The sequence below is a fragment of the Vibrio sp. Vb1026 genome (assembly GCF_033338745.1).
GTDB classification, from domain to species: Bacteria; Pseudomonadota; Gammaproteobacteria; order Enterobacterales; family Vibrionaceae; genus Vibrio; species Vibrio alginolyticus.
Genome location: NZ_JAWOTH010000002.1, coordinates 426380 through 452936 on the forward strand (window position 1 = coordinate 426380; position 26557 = coordinate 452936).

Here is a 26557-nt window from a genome sequence, read left to right on the forward strand (position 1 = left end):
GTAAATCCTTCTACTTTGATGAAATTAAAAAGTTGTCGCTGTGTTTATCTTCAACGCTTGCGCCACTTGGCTCATTGATATCTGAGCGATCTTTCAGATTCACTCCTGACAGTTGTAATTTTCGAGCTTCCTTGAGCAAGTAAAATGCGCGTTCACAGGCATCGTCATAGTTGAGCCCCTGAGGGCGCACATTGGAAATGCAGTTTCTTTGGGAATCTTTAGAGCCTCGTTTAGCCCCCCAAGTGAGATACATACCCATGCTATCCGGAGAAGTTAGACCGGGCCTCTCTCCAATTAAAACCAGCACGGCCTTAGCGTTAAAACATTCACCAACATCATCCCCTACCGCTACTCTTCCTTGCTTTACGATTGTGATAGGTGTGAATTTCCATTGATGTTCATCATCAGCGCTTAAAAGAGAAATCAATCGCGTAACAACAGGCACGGCATGGTTTTGAATTGCGACGGAAGAAAGTCCATCAGCAATAACAATCGCAAGATCAATGTCAGTGTTATGCTCATTTGCTATCGAGTTGAGCGTTTTCCAAGAAGATTCATCGAGCTGCCGTCCTAAATCGGGCCTTTGCAAGTACATAAGCCGATCACTCACTTGGCTGCTCACTACCACTGGAGGCTCTAAGGTATTTTCAAGAATCGAGTAAGAGTCCGACAAACCAGCAACGAGAGACTCAATATTCAAACTGCAATGCACTGCATCCATAGCTTGGGCATGATCCAGCTGAAATGAGAGTAACTCGTTGGTTGGTACACTGTTTCCGCTGCGACCCAGAGCGATCCGAGCAGAGGTGAAGTCGCGTAACTTGCCCCAAGGGTTGTGTGTGACAACTTCAGACTCATCTTGTGGGGACTGAGCAATGGTGATTACTTTACCCATGAGAATACCCCTTATTCAGTTGATTAATTGCTCCCGAAAACGAGCGAGAGATTTGCTCACTTAACCGAACGTCTTGCACGCTCTCGAAAATCTGCATCTCCATTAACCATTGTTCAAACTCTGGAGCTGGCTTCAGACCGAGTACTTTTCTTGCGTAAAGGGCATCGTGAAATGAGGTAGTTTGATAGTTGAGCATGATGTCATCAGACCCTGGAATACCCATGATGAAAGAGCACTCGGCCACGCCTAACAGTGTCAGCAAATTATCCATGTCATTCTGATCGGCATAGGCATGATTGGTGTAACAGATGTCGCAACCCATGGGTAAACCAAGCAGCTTCCCACAAAAATGATCTTCAAGCCCAGCACGAATGATCTGTTTGCCATCAAACAGATACTCAGGGCCAATAAACCCAACAACTGTATTAACCAACAAAGGATCGAACTGTTTCGCGACAGCATAAGCACGGGCTTCACAAGTCTGTTGATCGACCCCATGAAATGCATTCGCAGACAGCGCGGTACCTTGTCCGGTTTCAAAATACATCACATTGTTTCCTACGCTACCTCGATTCAAAGACAACGCGGCTTCATGGGCCTCTTTCAAAATCGACAAGTCGATTCCGAAGGTATCATTCGTCCCTTGCGTGCCGCCTATCGACTGAAAAACGAGATCGACTGGTGCGCCCATTTCAATGGCTTCGATCGTGTTCGTTACATGAGTTAACACACAAGACTGAGTCGGTATTTGATAGTGTTGAATCACCTCATCCATTAAGTTCATTAACTTGATAGCTTGAGGCACATTATCTGTTGCCGGATTGATACCGATAACCGCATCGCCATTTCCGTACATCAGACCATCAAAAATGGTCGCTGCGATACCGTTGAGAGAATCAGTGGGATGATTCGGCTGTAAGCGAGTAGACAGGCGACTCGGCAAACCTATCGTATTCCGAAAAGCCGTGACAACTTGGCATTTTTTAGCAACGAGAATCAAATCCTGGTTGCGCATAATCTTACTGACTGCGGCCACCATTTCTGGTGTTAAACCTTGACGAATTTTAGCCAACGTTTCACCATCGGCTTCTTCACTCAGCAGCCAATTTCGAAAATCTCCGACCGTCAAGTGCTCAATCTGCTTAAAGGCTTCAAGGTCATGCGTATCGATAATTAGGCGAGTGATATCGTCGCTTTCGTATGGAATAACCGCCTCGTTAAGAAACGTTTTAAGTGGTAACTCAGACAGCGCCATTTGTGCGACTACACGTTCTGCCGCTGACTGAGCACAAACCCCGGCTAACGCATCGCCTGAGCGCTCCGGTGTCGCTTTCGCCATCAAGTCAGCTAATGACTTAAAGGTATAGACTTTACTTCCTTGTTGCCGACGATAAGTTGCCGTCATTGCTCTTCCTCTTCACTATTTGGTTCGCTTTTTGCTGAACTATCAATAAGCTTTAAGAAAGTATTGCCAAATGTGTTCCGTAGCGTTATCAAAAACTGGCAACATTTATAAACCAATAATAAACAATGAGTTATGTAAATACTGCTCCAACATGACTCACAAAAAAGGAATGAGCATCACAAGGATGAGTAACCAAATGCCCCAAACTGCACCAATGCTGTGCATCCATCACACTAAGGATGCAAACCAACAAGCTGCGAGTCTGATAAACTGGCAACAGGAATATGACCAACTCAGCGATGGTCGATTTTTAGGTCAAATTCGAGAACGACGATTTCCCAATTTCCATGTGTTTCGTGAAGACAGTAACCGCTCGCTAAGACAGCAATGCAGGGTTGAAGAGGGAGGTATTTGGTTGGGTTTGAGTGCGGAAAATAAGCCGCTACACCTAAATCACAGTCAGTTTAATTCAAGCCAACTTTTGCTTAGGCAAGGTGGCGCTGATTTTGAGTTAATGACACCGGAGCAGTTTTCTATCTATGGAATAGTGCTCGACAAAAACTTCGTTCACATCATAGAAAATCAACTTGAGCTTGGGAGTATCCAAAACAACACATTACACTTAACGGGTTTGACGGAAAAACACATTCAACAACTTAAATACTACTTAGGCACGTTACTTGGTTCCGCCGAGCCAAGATGGTCTGAAACCACACATCAAGCAATCTTAAAAGATATTGTGCTGGAGTTGTTCTCACTCAGTTCACTGCACACGAGCCATCCGATATCAATCTCTCATCGTCAACACGTGATGCACCGTATAAAACAACAGCTACAGGATCTAGACTACCGTACACCGATAACCGTCAGTGAACTGTGTGATGCAGTACACGTCAGTCGTCGCACACTACAGTACACCTTTGAACATTGCTGTAATACTTCCCCAAAGCAGTTCATACATCGAATGCGCCTGAATCAAGTACGTAGAGTGCTACAAAGCCCTGAAGATAATCGAACAATTGCAGAAATCGCTTTTGACTTTGGTTTTTTCCATCTCGGGCAGTTCAGTCAAAGCTACAAGCGGCTATTTGGTGAGACACCAACTGAAACGAGAAAATGGGAGTCCAGCAAATAAGATGACAGGCAGTATATTCTTTCAGATCCTGCGTTGGGGCCATGTTATGCAGTCGCAATGATTTGCTGAAACTTAGCATGAAGCTCTTCAAGTGCCGCTTCAACATCCGGTTCTGCACGGCTCAAGTGCGAGATTAACGTCATAAAATAGCAGTCAAAAATCAGCGGTATTTTTCCCTCAAGGACGGAGCTTCCGTTTACAGATTGAAACAAAGCTTGGTTAAACGACTGATAATAATCCAAATCCCAAATCACCTCTTTCAACAAAGCTCGGCTCAGCTCAACGTTCGCAAAATAGTAGCGATAGTATTTCTCCGTCAGCGCCAAACCAATGTCGATATCGGTTTTACCTTCCACACTGACTAGCGTTTCTTGGCTGATCTGTTGCAGTTGCGCCAGCATCCCTTCGCGCAAAATCGACAGTTTAGTCGGGAAATGGCTAAACACTGTGCCATCGGCTACTCCTGCTTCTCTCGCTATCTGCCTTGTGGTCGTCATGTCATAGCCATTTTGAGCAAAAGATGCCCATGCGGCTTTTAGAATTTTATCTCTGGTTTGTTGTCGCTTCGTCATTGATGTGTCTGCTTAATGAGCCTGAAAGGATCATACCTTGCGTGGTTGAGATTGACAAATTGAGCGCGCTCATTTATAAAATTGAGCATGCTCATTTTATATAAAAACAAAAGGAATCGCTCATGTACGTATTAAACAAACTAGGCCAAGGATTGATTTTCTTCCCGACCATCTTCTGCTTTTCGTATATTTTAAGACCGATATTAATGGTCATCCTTATTCCAGGAGGACTCGCACTTTTGGCGTTAATCGGTGGCGCAGAAGTCAGAGCGGAACTCAAAGCCATGCTGCTTGAGGAGTTTTTTGGCGTTAGCCCATCGCACACCACCTCGAAAAAGGCGTGAGTGCGCTACAAACGTTGGCAAGGCTAAGTAAAAAAGAAAACGCGCAGATATCGAGATCTCAATACCTGCGCGTAGATGCGGTGAAAATAAGACTGGCTTTAGTCAGTATTCATGTTCTGGCCAATTCGCCATAAAACGCCACTAGGGTCAAACAAACAACATTCGCGTATGCCCCAAGGTTGCTCGACTAGCTCTGTCAAACGCGAACCAAATTCCTCATGACCCACTTTGGATAAGTGCTGATGCCAACTTTCTGCGTCTTCTACGAGCAAGTGCATCATGAAGTTATTGCCGTGTTCTGGCTCATAAAAATTCTGTAAAAGAAACGCGCAGCTACCTTGAGAGAAGTATGCTACATCACCGAAGTCCGACGCCATTTCAAAGCCAATCGCCTCATAAAAACGTTTTGATAGCGCGTAATCTTTCGCCGGAACAAATGATTTGATTTCAACAATATTGAGGTTTTCCATTTCCAATTTCCTAAGCCTTTTTCCATAAAACTGACTGACGTAATCTCGCTCTATGCCTTCTATTCGCCTTGCGTAATCTGCTGTGATGACAGTGGCACACACTCTACCATTTGCGTTTGTAACCACGTGATAAATTTATGTTCGAGTTCTGTACGCTTTTTATCTTGACTCAATAAAACGTAATTGCAACTTGATGGAGAAAACCCAAATGGTGCGACCAAATTACCACGCTTAATATCGTCCATGACAAAAGGATACGATCCCATTGCGACGCCTAAGCCATCCACCGCTGCTTGTATGCAAAAATAAAAATGCGTGAATGATTGCTGAGTGTTGCCGTTGAAAGTTTCACAACGTGTTGATTGCTGCCAATCCGCCCAAGCATTCGGTCTGGTTTGGCTATTCAACAATCGAGCTGCTTTCAAATTGTCTTTAATGGATTGCCAATACTCAGGAGAAAATACCGGCCCCACCCACTCTTCCACAAGAATGGTTTTGTCGTAATCGTGATGCTGCGCAAAATCGTCTCGACGAATCGCCATCGAAAGCCCAGTTGATCCTAATGTTACCGGGCCACCAGCCGTCGACAAACGAACATCAGCACGGTGTTCATCATTAAACGCGGCCAACCTTGGCATCAACCAGCGCATGGTTAATGTCGGTTCACAAGACACTTCAAGATGCTGATGCTTCTCTTGAATAAGCGTATTCACGCCTGTTTCTAGCGTTTGGAATGCCGTTTCTGTGTATGTCTTGAGTAATTCGCCTTCCGCCGTCAACACGACTTTCCTGCCCTCTTTGAAGAACAAAGGTTGAGACAGATATTGCTCAAGTTGCTTGATCTGCTTACTCACGGCTCCGTGGGTAATGTTTAGTTTGTCAGCCGCTTCAGTGTAGCTTGAAGAACTCGCCGCAACGTGGAAGACATAAAAAGATTTCAGGTGATGCATCTGTGAGTTTTTCTCACCAATATGGGAATATTTTTCGATTATAGTCAGTAATAAAGACGCCTACAATTCCGCTACATCCCAGACTTCATCATTCAAACAGGAAACCGATATGGAATTTGTAACTCTTGCGTTATTAGGTGTGCTTATTGTTATTAGCCCTGGCGCAGACTTTGTTTTGGTATTAAGAAATAGCTTAAATCAAGGACGAAAAGCAGGCGTGTACAGTGCGATTGGTATCAGCATGGCGATCAGCATCCACATCGCTTACTCCATGCTGGGGATCAGTTACTTAATTTCACAAAATGAATGGTTGTTTAATCTAGTGCGCTATCTTGGGGCCGCTTATCTTGTCTACCTTGGGATTAAAGGAATATTCTCCTCGCAACCTGCATCAAACTCAGAAACCGTTCAACAGAGCGAGTATTCAATGTGGCGATTTTTCATGCAGGGATTTCTGTGTAATTTACTCAATCCCAAGACAATGCTGTTTTTTCTGAGTATTTTTAGCCAAGTGATTTCTCCCGACTCTAGTCAGCAACACATCGCCTTTTTTTACGGGATTTATATGATTGCGCTGCATGGTATTTGGTTTTCTATCGTTGCTGTTTTATTCACGTCATCCCAGCTACAAGCTTTCTTGTTGAAGATTAAGCATCGACTCAATCAAGCATGTGGGGCGGGATTGATCATTTTCGGCGCGATGCTGGGCTTAAAGGTGTAGTACGCTTGCGGTCCGATTATCCCAATTCAAATTGATCATTGAACAAGTGGCAGTAATCAAATAAAAATCTACATTATCAATACTTTAAATTAGAAAAAAACAGCCAACGTGCGCTGGCTGTTTCGATACAGTTAATGGATGACCCGAGCGTCCCCTTTAAATAACTGAGACAGATCGATAGTGAATATCGTCACTGTCGGACGTTTAGGCAGAGCATTTTCGATCGAAAACTCTGGCCCAGCTGGAACGAGGGGGAAGTGAATAGCAGTCGGCCACGTTGACGAAGCTTCATTACCGCCCGGCTCAGATATTGAGAAAGAAAACGCAGGTAAACGGGTCATAACACTTACCTCAAATGACTGATTAGCGGGCTCAAGCGAGCCCGCTTAGGTTTTGCAATGTTATTGTTATTTTAACGCTTACTTAATCACTAACGGTTGATGACGTTAGATATCAAGTTCTTTGTCTTCAACGTGGTTGGTGATCATCGCTTCAGTGGTGATCATCAAGCCAGCAACAGACGCAGCGAATTGAAGCGCTGAGCGTGTTACTTTCGCAGGGTCCAAGATGCCCATTTCGATCATGTTGCCGTATTCACCTGTTGCAGCGTTGTAACCGTAATCGGAATCACCAGCTTTGACAGCGTTCGCCACAACAGAAGCTTCGTCACCTGCGTTAGTTGCGATTTGACGAAGAGGCTCTTCCATTGCACGTAGCGCAACTCGGATACCCACGTTTTGGTCATCATTGTCGCCTTTTAGATCCGCCAATTCTTTCGCGATCTTAGTTAGGGCAACACCACCACCAGCAACAATACCTTCTTCAACCGCTGCGCGAGTAGCGTGTAGTGCATCGTCCACGCGATCTTTCTTCTCTTTCATCTCAACTTCGGTTGCAGCGCCGATCTTGATCACCGCTACGCCGCCAGAAAGCTTCGCAACACGTTGTTGAAGCTTGTCTTTATCGTATTGAGAGGTGGTTGTTTCGATTTGTTTTTCAATCGAAGCCACACGATCAGCAATCGCGCTTGCTTCTGCTGCGCCACCCACAATGGTTGTTGTGTCTTTGGTGATGGTCACTTTCTTCGCACTACCTAGTTGCTCTAACGTTGCTTTTTCGAGCTCTAGGCCGATTTCTTCAGAGATGACCGTACCAGCAGTTAGTACCGCAATGTCTTCCATCATCGCTTTACGGTTGTCACCAAAGCCAGGCGCTTTCACCGCGGTCGCACGCACGATGCCGCGCATGTTGTTCACAACCAATGTCGCTAGCGCTTCACCTTCGATGTCTTCAGCAATGATCAATAGCGAGCGAGAAGATTTCGCCACTTCTTCTAGTACAGGCAATAGCTCGCGGATGCTGCTGACTTTTTTGTCCACCAATAGGATGTAAGGGTTGTCTAGCTCTACGCTGCCATTTTCTTGGTTAGTGATGAAGTATGGCGACAAGTAACCGCGGTCAAATTGCATACCTTCAACCACAGACAATTCGTTGTTTAGACCTTGGCCTTCTTCAACCGTAATCACGCCATTGCGACCCACTTTCTCCATCGCTTCTGCAATGATTTCACCGATCGCGCGATCGCTGTTTGCAGAAATGCTACCCACTTGGGTGATAGATTCTTTGTCGCTGCATGGCTTAGACATTTCACGTAGTTTCTCAACCGCCGTTTCAGTGGCTTTGTCGATACCACGTTTTAGGTCCATTGGGTTCATGCCAGAGGCTACCGCTTTAAGACCTTCATTGATGAAAGATTGCGCTAGTACGGTAGCGGTCGTTGTACCGTCCCCCGCTTCATCATTCGCTTTGGACGCCACTTGTTTCACCATTTGTGCGCCCATGTTTTCGAACTTATCTTTCAGTTCGATTTCTTTCGCTACAGACACGCCATCTTTGGTGATGGTTGGCGCGCCGTAAGATTTATCAAGCACAACGTTGCGGCCTTTCGGGCCTAGTGTCACTTTTACTGCGTCCGCCAGTAAGTTCACACCTTTCAGCATTTTTTGACGTGCGTCATTAGCAAATAATACGTCTTTTGCAGCCATGGTTATCTCCTCAAAAAACTACTACAAAAATAATTACTCAACGATTGCTAACACATCAGATTCGGACAGAATTAAGTATTCTGCGCCGTCAATTTTCTCGGTTTTCACGCCGTAACCGTCATTGAAAATGATTTGGTCGCCCACTTTGACTTCCATCGCAGCGCGTTCGCCATTTTCAAGACGTTTACCTAAACCAACAGCAATGACTTTCCCGCGGTTTGATTTTTTCACCGACTGAGAAGTTAAAACGATTCCCCCTTCAGATTTATTTTCCACCTCTTGTCTTTCAACAATTAGCTTGTCATTTAAAGGACGAATTTTCATTTTTAAGTGCCTCCTACTTGGAACCAAAAATAAAAGACAAAATAAACATCAAGATGGATTTGCGAGTCGACAGCTCGCTTTCGATGAAAATAATAAGGTCGAAAAATTAGAGTTCAAGAGGTGAATTTGATAAAAATTTTTTATTAAATTAAATAAAATTTTCTATCGAATTATCGCATTCACAACTACTTAGCATCTCTTTATGATGGAAAATATGCTCAATCAAATCTAGAGTGGTTACGTACTCTTAAAAAGGATAATCAAACAATGAAAAAGGCCGTATCTCTATTTCTTGCAACGTTGTGCGTTGGCTTCCTCTCCCCCAACGTGTCGGCTTCTGAACGCGCTGAACAAGGGTGGCAATTGATTGACAAGGGCGCGATGATTGTCGATGTGCGTACGCCGCAAGAGTTTTCTGAAGGGCATTTGGATAATGCCGTCAACTTCCCTTTATCTGAACTTGATAAACATTTTCAAGACGTCGATAAAGATCAAGCTATCGTGTTGTACTGTCGCAGTGGTAACCGCTCTGGCAAAGCGTATCAATACTTACAATCGCAAGGCTTTACGAATCTGCACAATGCCGGTGGCTTAGAAGAACTACAAAACGCCAAATAGTCGTCTCCGTTCTAATATACAAAGTAAAAGCACAGAGCGTGTCGCAAGCGTATTGTAACGCGCTCTGTTTCTAAATACTTATCTACAACAACTCTATTTGGGCCCTGCATCAAATTGAGTCAGGTTATCCGATATCTCGATCCATGGCGCTTTCGACGCGACAAAAATATGGAAATCAGGCTTGTGAGAAGGTGTGTCATCCAAGATACCAAGGCGAATATTGACGATCCCATTGTTCTTTTTCGAATACAGGCTCGATCCGCAGTGGCGACAAAAGCATAGCATGGTATTTTCGCTTTTCTGATAAGTTTGAATATCTTCTTTCCCTTGGATAATAAGGAGTTTATCCAACGCAATACCACCGGCAGATGAATAGTCAGAACCTGTGAACTTGCGGCATTCAGAGCAATGGCAATTTCCCATGTACTTAAATTCATCTGCCACTTCCAACTTTACCTTGCCGCACAGACATGAGCCTTTTAGTACTTCCATTTGAATTCCTTTTTGTTATGAATCTAATTGAATTAGATGGCTATCTCGACACCATGCCATTGCAATACGAAAAATTAAAGACAGGCAATACAGGTTTTCAAAAATGAAACGAAAATGTAAAACTTTCCATTCAGAGGGAAGTGCGCTGACACGTGAAAAATCGAGCTATTTTAGATACAAAAACACCAAGCAATAACGCTTGGTGTTTACCTCACAGAATGTCGCCTCAGAAAAGGCGCTTTCCGCTGTGCTTAAAAAATGCAGTGTTTAGTAAAGCTGGTCGCTTCGTTTGCAGTCCAGTCACCTTTCGGCTTATCTTTCAGGTTTTCACACCATTGCTCGCTGCCGACACCATCTTGCAGAACACAATGCTTTGCAAAGTCTACCGCGTTGTCTGCTGTCCATTCTGTTTTTGGCTTATCGCGCATGTCGTTACACCAGCCTTCAGTGCCCACTTCATCACTACAAGCGGTCAAAGCAGAAGCCGCCAACATCAGCATGACTAGTTTTTTCATAAATTTAAGGTTCCAGTTGCAAACAATAGTAAAATTAAACTCAATCTCTTCAACACGAGCCCATTCAAATGTCTGAATAAAGGCGTCACTAGCTGAAGTGACTTTTGTATCAACTATAACGAAATTATCAGTCTACGTGTTAAGACACCGAAAAATTATTGAGCGACTCTGTGTAAAGCGCGCCATTCTAAAAGCTATAGGCAGCGCGCTTTCGTTAGCTCACCAACCTTAGAAGAGCCAGTACCAAAGCACGCTAAACGCAGCTCTAATGCCATTTGTTCAAAGTGATCGACGACAGACTGCGTGCTGATCGTCGCAGCTTTTAATACCGCACCAGCTTGCCCAATGAGATTAGCCCCCAAATGAATGGCTTTCGCCGCTTCAAGTCCGTTATGAACACCTCCCGAGGCGATCAAGGGTAATGTAGGATGCAGTGCGCGGATTTGAGCCAAACATGTTGCTGTAGGGACACCCCAATCGCGGAAAAGCTCGGCTGCACGCTGCATTTTCGGATTATCTTGGCAATACCCTTCAACCGCACTCCAGCTTGTGCCACCCGCGCCCGCAACGTCAATTGCATCCACACCAGCATCAATTAATCGCTGCGCAACGTGTCCGCTAATACCAAAACCGACTTCTTTGATAATGATAGGAACCTTCACGCGAGATTTAAGCATCTCAATTGCCTGGAAAACACCAACCCAATTGTGGTCGCCATTTTTCTGAAACGCTTCCTGCATTGGATTAACGTGCACAAACAAGGCATCGGCTTGAATCGCCTCAACCGCACGTTGCGCATTATCGAGTTTACCTTTATCGAGCAATTGAGCGGCTCCAAGATTGGAATACAACGGTACTTCTTTCGCCAACTCACGAATGGTTTTACCCAAGCCCGAATGCTGACTTTCTTCTAAGCTAATCCGTTGCGAGCCCACACCCATGGCAATACCTAATTCACTTGCTGCTTCAGCTAAACGACAATTGATCGTTTCTGCGTCTTTTGCTCCGCCAGTCATCGAGCTAATCAAAAACGGTAGCGCTAATTGATGACCAAGAAACTCTGTCGATAAATCGATCGCGTGAAAGTCACATTCTGGCAGCGCACAGTGTTCAAACTCGACAGACTCAAAACCCGCCGTTTTATGCTTCATGCTCATATCATGATGTAAAACAGCATCTAGGTGTAAATCTTTTCGGTTAGTTTGCGGAGCCATAATGTCACCCTAAAGTAAAACAGTCGCGCAGTATTGCGATCCTTATCAGTAACGTCAATGCGAATTTTGTGAATTTGCCGGATTACTTTTCCGAAACGAGTAATGAATCTCGACTGCCCCTGACATTATAAGAAAAGAAACTCGCTTTCCGTTTTAAACAAGCCGGCAAGTTTCTCTTCAAATTGAGATAATCAGCGTACGATACCCATGATGAAAATGGATCACATTGCTCTGTAGTTTACTTTACGCTGTCCGACAGAATTAGCGACACAACAGTGCTTGTCGTCGTTGGTTCAAACTGTTCGGGATCATCACAGAATTGAATTTTTCCTTTTTCTTCTACATGGAACAGCGGTACAACTGAACTACCTTTGTGATGCGCTAAATAATCTTGATACGTGAAGTTATCGCTCAATTTCGTGTGTTTAACCTCTGCACCACGACTTAACATACTGGCTAGCTGGGTATAGCTTACATTGCCGCCCATCAGCAATTTACCATGGTACTCCTGAGCCACGGAGTGCTTCTCGCTGCCATTGCCGTTGGTTTTCACTTTTTGTAAGCAGTGAACTTTATCTTCCCCAAACTCGTCGACGAATTGCATGCAAGCCATAATGTTGAAATGCTGATCGGGCGTTAATGCAACCACTTGTCCAACTCCTATCAAGTTTAAGTTGTCGTCCGCGTGACTAGAAATAGGGTTGCCGTAATAGTAATCCAACCCCAACATACGAACCTGACTGATGTACTCCCAGTTTGAGTCAGTCATTAATACGCGGCGGTCATAACGCGCCAGCGCCTGCCCTATTTCTCTTGCTACTCGGTTAGCACCAATCAACAAGAAGCCGCGTGGTGCTGGCTCTGCAACGCCCAACGTCAGCGCTACAGGACGTGCCGTCGCACTTTGTAACACGACCGTTCCTATAATCACCATGAAGGTCATAGGGACCAGTAAAATCGCTTCATCAATGCTGTATTCGGTCAATTTGATCGCGAAAAGAGACGAAATCGAAGCAGCAACAATACCGCGCGGTGCAACCCAAGACAAAAACAGCTTATCTTTAAGACGCAAGTTGCTGCGGAAGGTTGAAAGAAAAATCGATAACGGACGCGACACTAACTGCATAAATACAAACAACAATAACGCACCGCTACCTAGCGCAGCAAAATCATCCAGACTGATTCGAGCCGCAAGGAAGATGAACAATCCGGTGATCAGTAAAATGGTTAAATGCTCTTTAAAATGCAGAATTTGCTGAATATTGATGTCTTTAGCGTTTGCGAGCCACATACCCATTACGGTGACGGTTAGTAACCCAGCTTCAGACTCAATGTGGTTAGAGACCGAAAATACACCTAGAACCACCATCAAAACCGCAAATGGCTGCAAATATTCCGGTAGCCAAGAACGACGCATGATCGTCGCAACTGCATAGCCTGAGGCCGCACCTAGCATGACACCGACAGCAATGATCGTCCCAAACACTTCGACGCTATTTATCGCGCTGTGAGATACGATAAACTCGTAAACCATCACAACAAAAAGCGCACCGAGCGGGTCAATCAAAATCCCTTCCCATCGCAAAATGTTAGCAAGCGTACTGTTGGGTCTTACGGTTCGTAGAAGTGGCACGATGACCGTCGGCCCTGTTACTACGGTTAAGCTGCCGAACAACATGGCAAGCTCCCAAGTAAAGCCGAGGAAATAGTGTGTTGCGATACTGGTCGCCGCCCACGAAATGATCGCCCCGATGGAAACAATGCTCCATACCGAACCACTCACGCCACGAATTTCTTTAAAATTTAAGGTCAAACTGCCTTCAAATAAAATCACTGCCACCGCCAAAGAGACCAACGGAAAGAGCAAATTACCTAATATCTCATCAGGATTTAACCACTGCATAAATGGCCCGACGATCAGCCCTGCCAACAACAAAAATAAAATCGCTGGCAAACGCAATCGCCAAGCTAACCATTGGCAACCTAAACCAATAACCCCAACCGCTGACAGCACCAGCGCTTCATTACCCACTTGCATCAATAATTACCTGTTTTTGTCTTTTTTCGCGTGAATGCGCTATACCCGAATACATTCAGCCTTACGGTCAAATAGAAACAACCGAACGTGCAAATCAAACGACTGACCTTCGATGACATCGCTACGAAACGCACATGTTTGAAGTCCTTTGGCGATCGCATCAGAACTATGAATATAGTTGACCCCCAATGACTTAACGACTCATTTTTGTTCATCAGGTCTTAAAGTGGCACACAAGTGTGCGACTTTGTCGAATTCATCATTACGCATTGAGTTTCATTATGTAGAATGATTTCTGAAGAAAGCGCGGAACCTAGCACTATATGAGGCTAAGGCATAGAGCATGAACTAAGCTTTAGCGTAAGTGCTCAAAGTTAAGAATCGTGGGTCACGCGACGTACGCAAGGAGAAATGGATTGTACGTAATACTAGCACTGTTCATGGCGTGTCTCGCCATCCTCATCGGAGTGAAAGCCGCCAACCGAGCTGCACTTTTAGAAAAAGAACTAACCAAACTTCGTGAGGAAGTCACATCACTACGAGCCAGTGTCCATGGGGGCTCAAACCAACAAGTGCACCAACAATCCAGCATCGAAAAAGACACACCATCTGTAGCGACGTCACCTCACATAGAATCACAACAGAAAAATGTCTCATCCTCTGGGGAACATGATCCAGCTGCCAACCTAGACTTAGACCAGAGCGCTGCGAATCAAGAATACGCCCAGACAAGAGAAGTGCAACTGGATGTTTTTAGTCAAGAAAATGAGTCATTCCTTCAGAGTAAAGTTCAGAGCCTGCTTAGCAACATTCAAGAAAATTGGTTGGTTTGGGTAGGCGCATTGGCCATGCTGATCGGTGGAGGTTATCTCGTACAGGTGATTGGTAGCCACATCCAGTTTTCGCCATTTATGCGAGTGTCCTTTGCCTTTGTGATCTCATTACTAATGGTGCTTGTTGGCGAGTGGTTTCACCGTAAAGAACAACAGAATCCGCAACGGGCAGCACGAGCCCAAGGCTTTACGTATGTTCCTGCTGCCGTTACCGGTACGGGATTAACGGGCATTTACTGCACCGTCATTTTTGCCTTTGTGGTTTATCAAATGCTAACGCCAAGTATCTCGTTGATCATTTTGGCTTCAGCGGCATTTTTCAGTTTAGCATTATCATTGCGACAAGGGCCGTTAATGGCCGTGCTTGGCTTAATTGGTGGCTACACAGCACCACTGTGGATTGGAGGTAGTGAACCCAACTACTTTTTGTTAGCCGGATACATCTGCGCGATTTCGTTCGCGGCGACCTTATTGATGCAAAAAGTGCGTAGGGCATGGATTACGCCAAGTATCGCGATTCCACATGTCATTTGGATGTTGCTGTTGATTGAGAGTGTACCAACAGAACGGTTGTTCTCGTGGCTCGCGATTTATCTCTCCATCACTTTGTATCTCATTTTCGCGGTTCCGAGAATGGGTTGGATGCTCAATCCTCGCTTTCGTCACTATCAAAGCAAGTGGACAAACTCGCCGACCGCTACCGCTCTCGCAACTGCTTTATTGACCTTTTCTGCCGTCACCAGAATGCCGGAGCTGAACACTCTACAAATGGCGTACTGTTATACGCTGCTTGTTGCGATCATCTGGCTACCAGCACTTCGTACAGGCTGGTCATTACGTGTATTTTTGCCATCTATTCTCGCCTCAGCAACCGCGCTGATTGTTCTTACCATCGCTTTTGATGCGCTGTATATGTTAGAGCGAGAAGCTAGCATTCTATTCGCATTGGCGGTGAGTATTGCACTGATCGGCTATCGAACATATTGCCAATCACTTAGTGACCGTTCGCAACTCAGTGGGCTGCTTCTGCTGGTACTGGCTCCCGCGATGAGCTTAATTACGTTGCTTTATGTTGACGAATTTATGCAAGGCTACCTGTGGTATTGGACTACCTTCTGCGCATTGATGGCCACTTACTATGTTGTGCTTGGTCAGCGTGCACGTTCGTTGGCATTAGAATGCTCTGCCGTTATGCATGCTTTAATCGTAGGTATCGCTTTTGTTTGGTTGAGCGATACTTGGTTAACAACAGCAATCTCAATACAAGTTGCGATAATGGCCTTACAGGCTCAAGTCGGGTTATTTCGACCTGCGAGTTGGGCGATTAAAGTGGCAATGGGAATACTGGTTATCCGACTCACGCTGCTACCTTTCATACCCGAATGGCAACCGGTAGAAGCTGGGCATTGGGCTTGGGTTCTTGTGAGTTATATGCCTTCTCTCTTCATCTTGTCTTACGCTCGTTCAACACTAAAACAAGTGGACCGAGAACTGACCAACTGGTTTGAAGGGGCGTTTTTACATGTATTCTTAATGGCATTGTTCACCCAAACTAACTACTGGTTAACGGGGCAATATGGTTACTTGGGGCACATCGACTTCACAAGTGCGGCAGTCTTTGCCAATCAAGCATTAGTTATGGGTTTGGTATACAGCTACCGCAGCCAATTTGCGCAACGCTTAAGCCGTATCTACGAAATCTATAGTTACTTGCTTTGGTGCGCGTTCGCTATATTGATTATTTTGCTTAATACGGCAGAATCGCCGTTGGTGACTGATAACGTCTCGGCACAAGCACTTCCCATCTTTAACATGCTGAGTATCGGCTGGCTGTTACCAGCTTGCATCCTGCTTATCGCAACCTTTAAACGCTGGAATACGTTGCAAGTTCATCGATTTGCGATTGCTAGTCTAGGCTTTTTACTTGCAGCCATTTGGTTGGGGATGTCTATCCGTCAATTCTGGCAAACCACATCGATGATGCTGTATCAGCCAACCAGCATGGCAGAGTTGTTCAGTTATTCAGTGGCTGGCTTGCTCGTAGGTGGATTGCTGACTTGGCGCGGCGTGACCCAACAGGGGCTGATGATGCAGCGTGTCGGTCTAGTGGTCCTTGCCGGTGTCGCACTGAAAGTATTCTTATGGGATGTGAGCTCTCTGGATGGGTTCTGGCGAGCAATAAGCTTCTTAGGCTTAGGTGCATCTTTGATAGCACTTGGATGGCTATTCCAGAAATTGAATCGTTCGGTGGCAAAAGCACTCGAGCCCTAGACGAGTCAAAGAGAGATTCCCGACAGTGCGCTGTTTTCGTTATTGGGGGACGATAACAGTGTAAAGCCGGGAATCATTGGAGTGTTCGTTACTTCAGTAAAGCGACCACGGTATGACGACGCACGTTTGCTTGCGCATTCAATGCCTGAAAAGTCGAAGTAAACTCGCCAGACTTTTGCATGAATCCATCCAGTTTTGCATTCACCTCATTGACTGAAAGCTGTGCGGTTTTGGTTTGGATAGAACGCATTTGAGTATTCAGTTCACCATGAAAAGCTTTCGCTTCCTGCAAGCTCGTTTGAACTTGTTTCAGATGCTGATTTACTTTGGCAATCGTCTGCTTGATGCCGTCGCGTGAGCCTAGATCAAACCCGAGCTCCGCAATACCATCTGGCTCAGACTTTAAGTTCAAAACGTTAGGCTGTCCCGCAGGGAATCGGTGCCCTTCCCCCGTTACCATCACCTTTTGCTGCATTTGTTGATAAGCGTTGTCTCTGGCTTCAAATAAAATGCTGCCATCATCGGCTAATGAGGCTCGCATTCCTAACGCAATCAAGCTGCGATCCAGCATTTTGACCGTTCGCTCACCGTCTGATTGTCCATCAAACTGAATCATCACCGCTTGACCTTGAGGAAAATCCAAACGGATTTGCTCGGTCTTGTCGCTTAAGCGATGAACATTCAAACCTGGAATAGAAAAGCGACGAATGTCCGCTTTATCCAGTTTTAAGTGCAGTTCGTTATTTAGGACTTTCTGGCCATCGAAACGTGCTTGCTCAACGACTTTTTGGATGGTGGCTTTAGAACGAACCAATGTATCCTGCAAACCAGGAACATTTTGTACGCCTTGATTAATAGCTTGCGTCAAACCACGTTTAATTTGCGTGAGCTCTTTGCCAATCACCTGCAGCGATTTGGACGCGATCTGAACCGCCGTGGCTTGCTGCTGACCCTGCGTAAGCTGAATACCAGATACAGAGTAGGCTGACGCAGTGTCAGCCTGAATTTGCGCCGGACGCGGTTTAATTGCCGTACTTGAGTCTGCAGAACGGGTCGGCATGATAGAGGCTTGTTCTTGTCCACCTAAGCGTATGCTATGGGGTCTAACCTCTACTGTACTCATTACCATAAAAAGAACTTCCTAACCTTATAAACGGTCAAACAGCGACAAACCATCGATCTTCACATAGCTTGCTTGCGTTGCTTGCAAAGCAGCCATGTAATTACTCAATCGTACCGACGCTTCACCATAGTCCAGAGCAGAGAGGTCTCCAGATACCTTGTCAACGAACAGCTTGTTTTCACTGTGCGCGCCACCAACAAGATCTAAGTTGTTGTGTCGACCACCAATCTCAGTCATGGTCCCTAGTACGTTTGAAAAAGTATCGTCGATAGCGCTGATACTCGCCTCAACTTCAGCTCTGAAGTTGGCGGTAGGGCTCTCAAACTCTTTGATCAGCGCATCAATTTGGTTAAGCACGTTATGGCCTCCCCCAAGGTCCAATATTTCTTTTGCAGTCATATTGGAATCCATCGTGACACCTTTAGCAATTGTTACTACGCGCTTGTCACTATTACCTTCAATTACGTAGCTGCCGCTCGCTTTACTTACAGCCGCAGTATCCGTTTTAGTACCAGAGAAAAGGTAGTGCCCTTCTTCATCCTGCGCGTTAAAAGACGACTCAATAGAATCACGGTAACTCTTAAGCTCTGTAATCATACCGCCACGACTTTCGTCAGTAAGAGAGCCGTTCGCACCCCAAAGCGCGATGTCTCGCATGCTTTTTAAGCTTTCTTTGATCGAATCTAAATGGGTTTCTTGACTCGATAGCGTCGTTTTTACGTTTTCAATGTTGTTTTTGTACTGAGCAATCGCACTGGTTTCTCGGTCTAAGTTAAGCAACTTGATCGAAGCCATTGGATCGTCAGACAGCTTGGTTAAGCGCTTGCCAGTAGACATCTGTTGCAGAGCTTCGCCTAATCCCGCGCTATTGCTCTGCAAGCTGTGCAACATCATTTGACTAAATTGATTGTCACTAATTCGCATCTAAACTTTCCTCTTAGAATAACTGCAGAATAGAATCGAGCAGTTGATTTGCTGTGCTGATCACTTTCATGTTGGCATTGTGCGCATTAGCAAACATCATTAGGTTAGCCGCTTCTTCATCGCTGTTTACGGAACTAACATTATCGCGAGCTGCGTGCGCTTGCTTGTTCATGGCTAACTTCGCTTGATAATCAGCATTAGCTTGGCGTGCTTTAATTGCGGTTTGACCCACCATTGAACTAAAGGCATCGTTCAAGCTTACTGAGCCGTAACCTGATACCGCCACTGGCTTGTTGCTTAACTCGATCAATGATTGCAACGCATCTGCGTTACCAGGTGTTCCATCACTTGAGAACGCAAGCTCATCTGGAGTTAGCTTGGTAATATCCAAACTGGCTGCAGGGTTTGCTGGGTCATAGCTGAACAAAGGTTTACCTGGGTTGCCATTTAAGTCTTTGCCAGTTGCAAGCACGGCGTTGTATTCATCCGCGAGAGCTTTCGCCATGTCATTCAGAGCCAGTTGGTTTGGTTTCAACACTTCGGTTTGATAGTCATTAATCGCACCTAATTTGCCACCAAGCGAGTCACCAATCGCAAAGCTTTGATTCGAGAACGTGACGTGTAAGTCCGCTAAGTAAGGATCACTCGGGTCAGGAATGGCTTCCAGTTTGCCATGGTCCGTACCCATCACAAGCGGTTGACCAGAGGTTAGTGTGACCTGAACACTGCCGTCATGCTGCTGTGTTGTTTTGATTTCAATGGTTTGAGATAACTCACCGATTAACCTATCTCGTTCATCCATTAACTGTGATGGATTACCACCTGTACCTTGCATCTCTACCAGTTGCTTGTTCACCTTCGCGATATTTTCCATAAGGCTATTCGCGTGGTTAAGCGCTGCATTACGTTGGTCGCTCATGTCTTTATGTTGATTGTATAAAGACTCGGTAAGCGTATTAAAGCGGCGGGCCAAAGCTTCAGATTCGTTAATGATCTGCTGGCGGTAAGGTATGGATTCCGGCTTAACGGTCGCATCGTTAAGCGCAGCGTTTAGCGAGTCCAAGCCAGCCGATATACTGAAACCATCGGCACCAAGCGTATTCTCCAGCTGACTCATGTTACTGGTGTATCCAGATGCGTATGCCGCCATACTGTTAGTCGACCACGTTTGCTTAATCAGAAATTGATCAGTAACGCGGCGAATGCTAGTGACTTCTACCCCTAAACCTGGACTTAAGCGATTGGCTTTACCATCATCGACAGACGCCATCAACGCTTGTTGACGACTGTAACCCACGGTATTCACGTTTGCCACGTTTTGCGCGGTTACGTCTAGGGCCACACGGTTCGCGCCTAAACCTGAAAGGGCAATATTAACTAGGTTCATTTACAGCTCCATTTTTCTGATCAACGGCTGAGAAAACGCGGTAGTCATACCGGCCTCACCGAATACCTGTTTAACAGAGGCGACGGCTTGAGAAGCGGTATTAAATAGGCTTGAATTCTTCTCCACCTCTTTAGAATCTACTTGTGAGATAGATTCAGAATTCGAAGCTTTACCATCGTTAGCGGATGAGATGTTGCGCGCAGCATCGAAAGCAACCTCACGCATAGACGGGCTCAGCTGCTGGATGAGCATATTGGCAATGCCTGAGCTCTGTTTCTTTGCTAGTTCCATCGCCAGCTGACCGTCATACATATCACGGAATACCCCTTGTTGCTGACTGGCGAACGGGCTGTCTTTATCAGCAAGAGCATCACTACTGCTGCGCATTTGGCGTAACACCATTTGTAGGAACATTGCCTCAAATTGACCTGCGACGACTTCAAGTGCGCCTTCTTGATCACGACTATGCTTGATGTTAGCCAATGCACTATTGTCGTGATAAAGCATCGAATTTAACTGAGTTTGTTCATTGGTACTGTCTAGCTTCATCCTTAACTCCTTATATCACGACCAATTCAGCGTTCAATGCACCTGCTTCACTCAAAGCTTGCAGGATAGACATCAAGTCTGTAGGCGTGGCACCTAAACTATTTACCGCATTAACTATGGTGTTAAGTTCCGTGCCTGGAGGCCAAATCACCATCTGAGCGAGATCTTCATTCACATCAAGGTCCGTTTGGTTAACGACTTTCGTATCGCCATTTGCAAACGCATTAGGCTGACTAACTTGTTGTGATTCAGAAATTCGCACGGTCAAGTTACCGTGACTTACTGCTGCTTCACTCACTTTGACACTCTTACCGATCACTACGGTGCCAGTGCGAGAGTTAAAGACAATACGAGCAGGTTTACGGCCTTCAACGACGCTCATTTCTTCAAGCATCGACATCATGACGACACGCTGCTGTGTATCTTTTGGTGCACGCATATCAATGCGCGCTTTATTGATCGCAACTGCAACGTTAGGTCCAAAAGTGTTGTTAATTTCACGCGCAATATTTTTTGCTGTAGTGAAGCTAGGCTTGCGCAGGTTTAGGGTGATTTCATCACGTTGGTTGAAATCGGTTTTGATTTCTCTCTCTAAAGTCGCACCATTCGGAACGCGACCCGCCGTTGGTGTGTTTACTTCTACTTTGGAGCCACTTCGCCCCTCTGCAGATAAGCCGCCCACAACCACGTTACCTTGCGCAATCGCGTACACTTCGCCATCAATACCACGTAAAGGCGTTAGCAATAACGTACCACCGCGAAGGCTCTTTGCATCACCGATTGAAGACACAACCACATCCAACGTTTGTCCTGGGCCTGCCATTGGGTCAACGGACGCTGTCACACTCACAGAAGCCACATTTCGTAGCTTAGGGTTCATACTGTCATCAATTTGAACCCCAAACTGACGTAGCATGTTGGTAATAGATTGAGAGGTAAATTTCACTTGGTTTCGGTCACCTTGGCCGGCTAAGCCAACCACCAAACCATAACCAACCAGTTGGTTTTCTCGAATGCCGCGAACATCGACCAAGTCCATGATCGGAATTTCCGCTTCAGCACGTGAAGTGCCTGGTAGTCCCAAGGTCAACACCAATAGGAGAGACATAAAGAAAGATTGCATTGTCTTCATTAGAAAGGTACCCATGGGCTGTTGAAGAACTGAGTTAGCCACCCGGCTGCGTTGCTGTCAGCTAGGGCTCCGCGACCTGCGTAGGTAATTCTTGCATCAGCAATTCGTTGAGAAGAAACTTGGTTACTGCGGTTAATATCATCCACACGGACGATACCGGTTAGGCGAATAAACTCGTCGCCTTGATTAAGACGAAGCCATTTTTCACCGCTGATACGCAATACGCCATTAGGTAATACTTCGTGTACCGTTACCGTAATGGCACCTTGAAGCTTGTTGCCTTGTGAACTTGATGCACTGCCATCGAAGTTACGTTTGCCATCCACGCTAACCCCTAACTCATCGATAGTTTTCGTGCCTATGGTCGGCGCCACAAAGTTAATTGCTGAACTTTTACCGAACTTAGTACCCGCATTTTTACTCGATGAGGTTTCTTCTGATAGTTGAACCGTTAATACATCGCCAACTCGGTAAGCACGACGATCCTGAAACAGGGTCATCGTGTATTGGTGACGATAAAGGCTACCAGATTGGGTTTCCGGCAGCGTGTAATCGAGCGTTGGTGGTGCATATTCCTCAGCATTCGGCTCAGGCGGAATAAATTCCTGACGGCCAGCACATCCCACCAGCAACACGGCGGCTACTGCCCAACTCTTAGAAAGCCATTTCATTGCTTTTTCCTTCATCATCACCAATTTCATACTTACATTGATTGCGAAACAAACTTCAGCATGTCATCTGCAGCAGAGACCACTTTCGCATTCATCTCATACGCACGTTGAGTGGTGATCATGTCGACCATCTCTTCTACTACTTGTACGTTTGACCCTTCCAGTGCACCTTGCTTGATAATGCCGGCACCATCAGCTCCTGCAATCAGCTCATCAGCTGGACCGCTGGCTTCCGTTTCACGGAATAAGTTGCCACCCATGGCCTCTAAGCCGGCTGGATTGATGAATTTTGCAAGTGTAATTTGACCAAGCTGCTGAGGTGTTGGATCGTCTGCTGTTGTTGTAGTCACGGTGCCATCAACACCCACAGAGAAAGAGACCGCATTGTCAGGGATCTGGATTTGAGGCTCTAAAGGCAGGCCCTGACTGTTCACCATTAAGCCTTCTGAGTTTCGATGGAACTGACCATTACGTGTATACATGATCTGTCCGTCCGAGTTTTCTATTTGGAAGAAACCCTGACCCATTACAGCAAGATCCAACTCTTGCGTTGTGTTTTGGGTATTACCTTGCGTGAACACTTTTTGTGTGCCAACAACGCGAACACCGCTACCTAGCTGAATACCACTTGGTAGTTCGTTAACTTGGTCTACTTGAGCGCCTGGTTGACGCTGAATGCTGTAGAAAAGATCTTCAAATACGACTCGGTCACGCTTAAAGCCAACCGTGTTTACGTTTGCTAGGTTGTTAGAAATGGCAGTCATCTTCGTGTCTTGCGCTGCCATGCCTGTCTTACTTACCCATAATGCTGAATGCATTTTTTACTCCTTGCGGGGCGAGACTTAGCTCGCCGCCATTAATTTGTTACCAGCTTTTGCTAGAGTTTCCGCCGTTTTCATCATGCGAACTTGCATTTCAAAGTTACGCGTCAGCGACATCACACTAACCAATTCATCAATAGCAGATACGTTACTGCCCTCAATGTGCTCAGGAGAGAGTTGCACGGTTTCATCTGCCGCGAATGGCACGCCATCTACGCTGTGCAGCAAGCTATCGCTCTCTTTTTGCAGTTGATTAATTTCCGGTTTAACCAACTTCAAAGTGCCTGCCACAATTTCTGCGCCGCCACCTGGTGGGATCACTGAGACTTGACCACGCTCGCTGATTTCAATCTTTTGATAATCCGGCACAACCAAAGGACCATTTTCACCGAGGACAGGGAACCCATTGATTGTTAGAGCGCCAAAAGTATCGACCTGAATATTGCCTGCACGGGTGTAAGCTTCGTTACCCGCTGGGGTTTCTACAGAGAGATATCCCTCCCCCATAACCGCAACGTCCAACGGACGTCCTGTTTTCACAATATCGCCAGCGTCGAAACGTGTTGAGGCAGAGTTGGTCACAACCATAGTGCGACCATCAAAACCTGGGCCTTGCATCTCTACACTACGCACACGCTCCATATCCGCTCGAAAACCCGCAGTATCAGCATTTGATAAGTTGTTTGAACGAACGTGCTGCGCTTTAAGAACTCGGCTGGCACCCGACGTTGCCGTAAATAACAAACTATCCATGCAAAACTCCCATTACACCGCGTTAAACAAAGCTTGAGTAAGCTTGTCGCTGGTAGAAATTGTCTTTGCGTTTGCTTGGTAGTTGCGTTGTGCAGTCATTAGAGCAACAAGCTCGCTGGTTAAGTCAACGTTAGAACCTTCTAATGCACCCGGAGTTAGGTCACCCATCGTACCTGAACCCGGAACACCCATAATTGGAGCACCTGAGCTAAAGCTTTGAGTCCATGATGTTCCACTCACTTTCGCTAAGCCTTGTGTGTTTGCAAAATCAGCAAGAACAACCTGACCTTGTAGCTGTGATTGGCCGTTAGTGTAAGTCGCGTAAACCATGCCGTTACCTTCAACGCGTACACCTGCAAGTTCACCTGATGTGTAACCGTTAGGGCTATTAGTACTTACGCCAAAAGCTGCACCAAATTGCGTGCTGCCTTTCAGGTTAATGTCTACACTCATCGCGTTCGCGCCTGCTGCAGGGAATGAAACATTAAACGGCGCAGTTGGTGCTGAAAGCGAGCCGTCTTTACCAAACGTTACAGGCACAGTTGCTACTGGCGTCGTACCGCCATCTACTTGAACGTTCACTTCCCACGAGTTAGAAGCAGTCTTAGTAAAGTACTGAGTTACCGTGTGCGAGTTACCCAATGAGTCGTAGACTTTTGTTGTGTAAGACGAGTTAAATGAGCTTGGATCTTTTGGATTGAATGGCGTTACGGCTTTATCAATAACAGACGCGCTTGCGTCGAAGTTCGCAACAAAATCTAAGCTGTCTGTTGCTTTAGCATTCAGCGAGGAAGTCGATACCTGAATATTACCCACAGAGCCTGTCATTAGGTTGTTGTTGCTATCGACACTGTAACCTTGAAGCTTTGCACCGCTGTTAGCCGTAACAAAGTTGTTCTTATCCGTTGAGAACACACCTGAACGTGTGTACAACATTTGACCCATATTATCTTTAGTAACAAAAAAGCCACCGCCATTAATAGCTAGGTCCATCGCACGGCCAGTTCCTGTGATACTGCCGTCTTTGTCGAAGTTCTGTGAAATTGACGCGACTTCCACACCACCAGGTTGCATGCCGTTATATACAGCGGAGAATTCTGTGCGGCCACCTTTAAAACCATACGTTGATGCGTTGGCAATGTTGTGACTGATTGTGTTTAGCTCTGTGTTGGTCGCGTCCAGACCACTTAGTGCGATGTTAAAACTCATAAATAGACCTCTGATTTCCGTATTTGGTTAAGCACCAAACTGAGTGATTTGATAGAAAGGAACGTTGCCAACGCCATGGACATTGACTAATGCTGCGCCACCGGTATTAGGAATGCGCACTTGCTCAACAGTGCCTGCCATCAGCACATTTGGACTTGCTTGCCCTTCTTGCACTTCTACGGCCACTGAGTATTTGCCTGGTTTAAGACCAAGTTCTTCAGGATTAATTGAAAAGTCGACGTCACCTTTACCGTGAGCACCTAGTGGCACTTTAGTTGATTGTCCAAATTCATCTTTAACAACTAACGTGACTTGGTTTGAGCTATGAGCGAGTTCGATTTTTCCGTTTTGTACGTCTTCACCAAGCTGAAATTCATCCGCGTTGACGTAAACCGTTTGCCCAACAAGGCCCGCTGTTGATAGCACTTGCATGTTGTCCAGTAACACCATGCTCTGTTGCATTGTCTTAGACATATTCTCGGTACTTTGTACCTGCGAGAACTGAGCCAATTGACCAACGTATTCCGTACCATCAAGGGGATTAAGTGGGTCTTGGTTTTGAATTTGAGCCACCATCAAAGAAATAAACTCATTCTCCAATGAAGAAGCGCTGTTCATGTCTTTAGGGTTTGGTGAGATACCGTTGCTGTCTTTTGCTTTTGTATTTACTGGAGCGTCAGACGATAAAGGGGTGTATTGTGCAATACTCATTAGCTGCCCTGCCCTAATCTAAGCAGACCTTGCTGCATACTTTTTACATTGGCTAATACTTCAACATTCGTTTCGAAGCTGCGTGTTGCGGACATCATGTCTGCCATTTCAGCAACTACATCAATATCTGGGTAAAACACATAGCCTTCATCATTAGCCAGTGGGTTGTTCGGCTCAAAACGCTTCTCTGCATCTCCAGCATTTTTAACAACGTCAACAATGCGAACTTCTGCATTGGGATAAGCTCCATTTTCTGTTGTCATTTGCGTTTTTTGGTACACAGTCGCAAATACTGGCTTAAGCGCTTTATAAGCATCTTCTGGATTTGCAGATACTGCATCTGCGTTTGCTAGGTTACTGGCTACCGTATTCAGACGCACAGTTTGTGCTGTCATCGCGGAACCAGTGATCGAGTAAATATCAGTGAATGACATA

The 26557-nt window shown here is 45.7% G+C and carries 28 protein-coding genes; 5 read left to right on the forward strand and 23 right to left on the reverse strand.

From position 1 onward, the window contains the following. Positions 1-10: 10 nt before the first annotated feature. Both eutC and R7E47_RS05815 read right to left on the reverse strand, forming a co-directional pair. Positions 11-895: an ethanolamine ammonia-lyase subunit EutC gene (eutC, locus tag R7E47_RS05810; RefSeq protein ID WP_005373971.1), complete on the reverse strand. Its 885-nt coding sequence runs from the start codon at positions 893-895 to the stop codon at positions 11-13. Continuing rightward, positions 888-2300, reverse strand: a complete 1413-nt coding sequence (locus tag R7E47_RS05815; RefSeq protein ID WP_005373972.1) for an ethanolamine ammonia-lyase subunit EutB — start codon at positions 2298-2300, stop codon at positions 888-890. The genes eutC and R7E47_RS05815 overlap by 8 nt, the downstream gene beginning before the upstream one ends. 184 nt (positions 2301-2484) lie before the next feature. Here R7E47_RS05815 and R7E47_RS05820 point away from each other — a divergent pair, with 184 nt between their 5' ends. After that, on the forward strand, positions 2485-3435 hold the full coding sequence (locus R7E47_RS05820; protein ID WP_044129538.1) for a helix-turn-helix domain-containing protein: 951 nt from the start codon (positions 2485-2487) through the stop codon (positions 3433-3435). Between the two features lie 44 nt (positions 3436-3479). Here the strand turns inward: R7E47_RS05820 and R7E47_RS05825 are convergent, their stop codons facing one another. Beyond that, positions 3480-4007, reverse strand: a complete 528-nt coding sequence (locus R7E47_RS05825; protein ID WP_005373975.1) for a TetR/AcrR family transcriptional regulator — start codon at positions 4005-4007, stop codon at positions 3480-3482. Between the two features lie 122 nt (positions 4008-4129). Between R7E47_RS05825 and R7E47_RS05830 the strand changes: the two genes are divergently transcribed. Next, positions 4130-4351 (forward strand): hypothetical protein, encoded by a 222-nt coding sequence (locus tag R7E47_RS05830; RefSeq protein ID WP_017635120.1) that lies wholly within the window; start codon positions 4130-4132, stop codon positions 4349-4351. A 98-nt stretch (positions 4352-4449) separates the two neighbouring features. Here the strand turns inward: R7E47_RS05830 and R7E47_RS05835 are convergent, their stop codons facing one another. Together R7E47_RS05835 and R7E47_RS05840 are read right to left on the reverse strand one after the other, a co-directional pair. Further along, positions 4450-4821 carry a VOC family protein gene (locus R7E47_RS05835; protein WP_053304622.1) on the reverse strand — a complete coding sequence of 124 codons (372 nt, stop codon included), beginning with the start codon at positions 4819-4821 and terminating at the stop codon, positions 4450-4452. Between the two features lie 59 nt (positions 4822-4880). Further along, a complete protein-coding gene (locus R7E47_RS05840) occupies positions 4881-5771 on the reverse strand; it encodes a LysR family transcriptional regulator (RefSeq protein WP_318083967.1) in 891 nt (296 codons plus the stop codon). 109 nt (positions 5772-5880) lie between these two features. Here R7E47_RS05840 and R7E47_RS05845 point away from each other — a divergent pair, with 109 nt between their 5' ends. Next, complete coding sequence (locus R7E47_RS05845) at positions 5881-6492, forward strand: LysE family translocator (protein WP_318083968.1); 612 nt, start codon at positions 5881-5883, stop codon at positions 6490-6492. Between the two features lie 131 nt (positions 6493-6623). Here R7E47_RS05845 and R7E47_RS05850 read toward each other — a convergent pair whose 3' ends face one another. From R7E47_RS05850 to R7E47_RS05860, 3 genes are all read right to left on the reverse strand, one after another. Beyond that, positions 6624-6833 (reverse strand): hypothetical protein, encoded by a 210-nt coding sequence (locus R7E47_RS05850; RefSeq protein WP_005373984.1) that lies wholly within the window; start codon positions 6831-6833, stop codon positions 6624-6626. Between the two features lie 105 nt (positions 6834-6938). Next, positions 6939-8537, reverse strand: a complete 1599-nt coding sequence (gene groL, locus R7E47_RS05855; RefSeq protein WP_025768014.1) for a chaperonin GroEL — start codon at positions 8535-8537, stop codon at positions 6939-6941. 33 nt (positions 8538-8570) lie between these two features. Continuing rightward, positions 8571-8861, reverse strand: a complete 291-nt coding sequence (locus R7E47_RS05860) for a co-chaperone GroES (RefSeq protein WP_005373989.1) — start codon at positions 8859-8861, stop codon at positions 8571-8573. A gap of 267 nt (positions 8862-9128) precedes the next feature. Here R7E47_RS05860 and R7E47_RS05865 point away from each other — a divergent pair, with 267 nt between their 5' ends. Further along, positions 9129-9479 carry a rhodanese-like domain-containing protein gene (locus R7E47_RS05865; protein WP_064376174.1) on the forward strand — a complete coding sequence of 117 codons (351 nt, stop codon included), beginning with the start codon at positions 9129-9131 and terminating at the stop codon, positions 9477-9479. 93 nt (positions 9480-9572) lie between these two features. On the opposite strand, the gene R7E47_RS05870 is transcribed toward R7E47_RS05865, so the two are convergent. The 4 genes from R7E47_RS05870 to R7E47_RS05885 all read right to left on the reverse strand — a co-directional run bounded on the left by R7E47_RS05870 (position 9573) and on the right by R7E47_RS05885 (position 13738). Further along, entirely contained in the window at positions 9573-9971 is a 399-nt protein-coding gene (locus R7E47_RS05870; protein ID WP_064376173.1) for a GFA family protein, read from the reverse strand. Between the two features lie 251 nt (positions 9972-10222). Continuing rightward, positions 10223-10486, reverse strand: a complete 264-nt coding sequence (locus tag R7E47_RS05875) for a DUF3012 domain-containing protein (RefSeq protein ID WP_005373992.1) — start codon at positions 10484-10486, stop codon at positions 10223-10225. A 194-nt stretch (positions 10487-10680) separates the two neighbouring features. Further along, the gene (gene fni / locus R7E47_RS05880; protein ID WP_042523335.1) at positions 10681-11700 is read right to left on the reverse strand and encodes a type 2 isopentenyl-diphosphate Delta-isomerase; all 1020 of its coding nucleotides are present in this window, start codon (positions 11698-11700) and stop codon (positions 10681-10683) included. Between the two features lie 238 nt (positions 11701-11938). Then, the gene (locus R7E47_RS05885) at positions 11939-13738 is read right to left on the reverse strand and encodes a sodium:proton antiporter (protein ID WP_318083969.1); all 1800 of its coding nucleotides are present in this window, start codon (positions 13736-13738) and stop codon (positions 11939-11941) included. 440 nt (positions 13739-14178) lie between these two features. On the opposite strand from R7E47_RS05885, the gene R7E47_RS05890 reads away from it, so the two are divergent. Beyond that, on the forward strand, positions 14179-16842 hold the full coding sequence (locus R7E47_RS05890) for a DUF2339 domain-containing protein (protein ID WP_411913449.1): 2664 nt from the start codon (positions 14179-14181) through the stop codon (positions 16840-16842). 88 nt (positions 16843-16930) lie between these two features. Here the strand turns inward: R7E47_RS05890 and R7E47_RS05895 are convergent, their stop codons facing one another. From R7E47_RS05895 to flgC, 11 genes are read right to left on the reverse strand one after another with little or no spacing between them, the layout of a single operon-like run. Further along, positions 16931-17971: a hypothetical protein gene (locus R7E47_RS05895; RefSeq protein ID WP_062731081.1), complete on the reverse strand. Its 1041-nt coding sequence runs from the start codon at positions 17969-17971 to the stop codon at positions 16931-16933. An 18-nt stretch (positions 17972-17989) separates the two neighbouring features. Continuing rightward, positions 17990-18889 (reverse strand): flagellar hook-associated protein FlgL, encoded by a 900-nt coding sequence (gene flgL, locus R7E47_RS05900; RefSeq protein WP_005373998.1) that lies wholly within the window; start codon positions 18887-18889, stop codon positions 17990-17992. A gap of 13 nt (positions 18890-18902) precedes the next feature. Next, entirely contained in the window at positions 18903-20276 is a 1374-nt protein-coding gene (flgK, locus tag R7E47_RS05905; RefSeq protein WP_005374000.1) for a flagellar hook-associated protein FlgK, read from the reverse strand. Beyond that, positions 20277-20825, reverse strand: coding sequence for a rod-binding protein (locus R7E47_RS05910; RefSeq protein WP_005374002.1), 549 nt, complete (start codon positions 20823-20825; stop codon positions 20277-20279). A 10-nt stretch (positions 20826-20835) separates the two neighbouring features. After that, a complete protein-coding gene (locus R7E47_RS05915) occupies positions 20836-21972 on the reverse strand; it encodes a flagellar basal body P-ring protein FlgI (protein WP_086026720.1) in 1137 nt (378 codons plus the stop codon). Next, complete coding sequence (gene flgH, locus R7E47_RS05920) at positions 21957-22628, reverse strand: flagellar basal body L-ring protein FlgH (protein ID WP_017635111.1); 672 nt, start codon at positions 22626-22628, stop codon at positions 21957-21959. Before flgH ends, R7E47_RS05915 begins: the two co-directional genes overlap by 16 nt. A 32-nt stretch (positions 22629-22660) precedes the next feature. Beyond that, positions 22661-23446, reverse strand: a complete 786-nt coding sequence (gene flgG / locus R7E47_RS05925) for a flagellar basal-body rod protein FlgG (protein WP_005374008.1) — start codon at positions 23444-23446, stop codon at positions 22661-22663. Positions 23447-23470: 24 nt separating this feature from the next. Further along, positions 23471-24202 carry a flagellar basal-body rod protein FlgF gene (flgF, locus tag R7E47_RS05930; protein WP_064369422.1) on the reverse strand — a complete coding sequence of 244 codons (732 nt, stop codon included), beginning with the start codon at positions 24200-24202 and terminating at the stop codon, positions 23471-23473. Positions 24203-24214: 12 nt separating this feature from the next. Beyond that, on the reverse strand, positions 24215-25411 hold the full coding sequence (flgE, locus tag R7E47_RS05935) for a flagellar hook protein FlgE (RefSeq protein ID WP_005374010.1): 1197 nt from the start codon (positions 25409-25411) through the stop codon (positions 24215-24217). Between the two features lie 27 nt (positions 25412-25438). Then, positions 25439-26122, reverse strand: a complete 684-nt coding sequence (gene flgD, locus R7E47_RS05940) for a flagellar hook assembly protein FlgD (RefSeq protein ID WP_005384410.1) — start codon at positions 26120-26122, stop codon at positions 25439-25441. Continuing rightward, positions 26122-26556: a flagellar basal body rod protein FlgC gene (gene flgC, locus R7E47_RS05945; protein ID WP_005374012.1), complete on the reverse strand. Its 435-nt coding sequence runs from the start codon at positions 26554-26556 to the stop codon at positions 26122-26124. The genes flgD and flgC overlap by 1 nt, the downstream gene beginning before the upstream one ends. Position 26557: the final 1 nt, after the last annotated feature.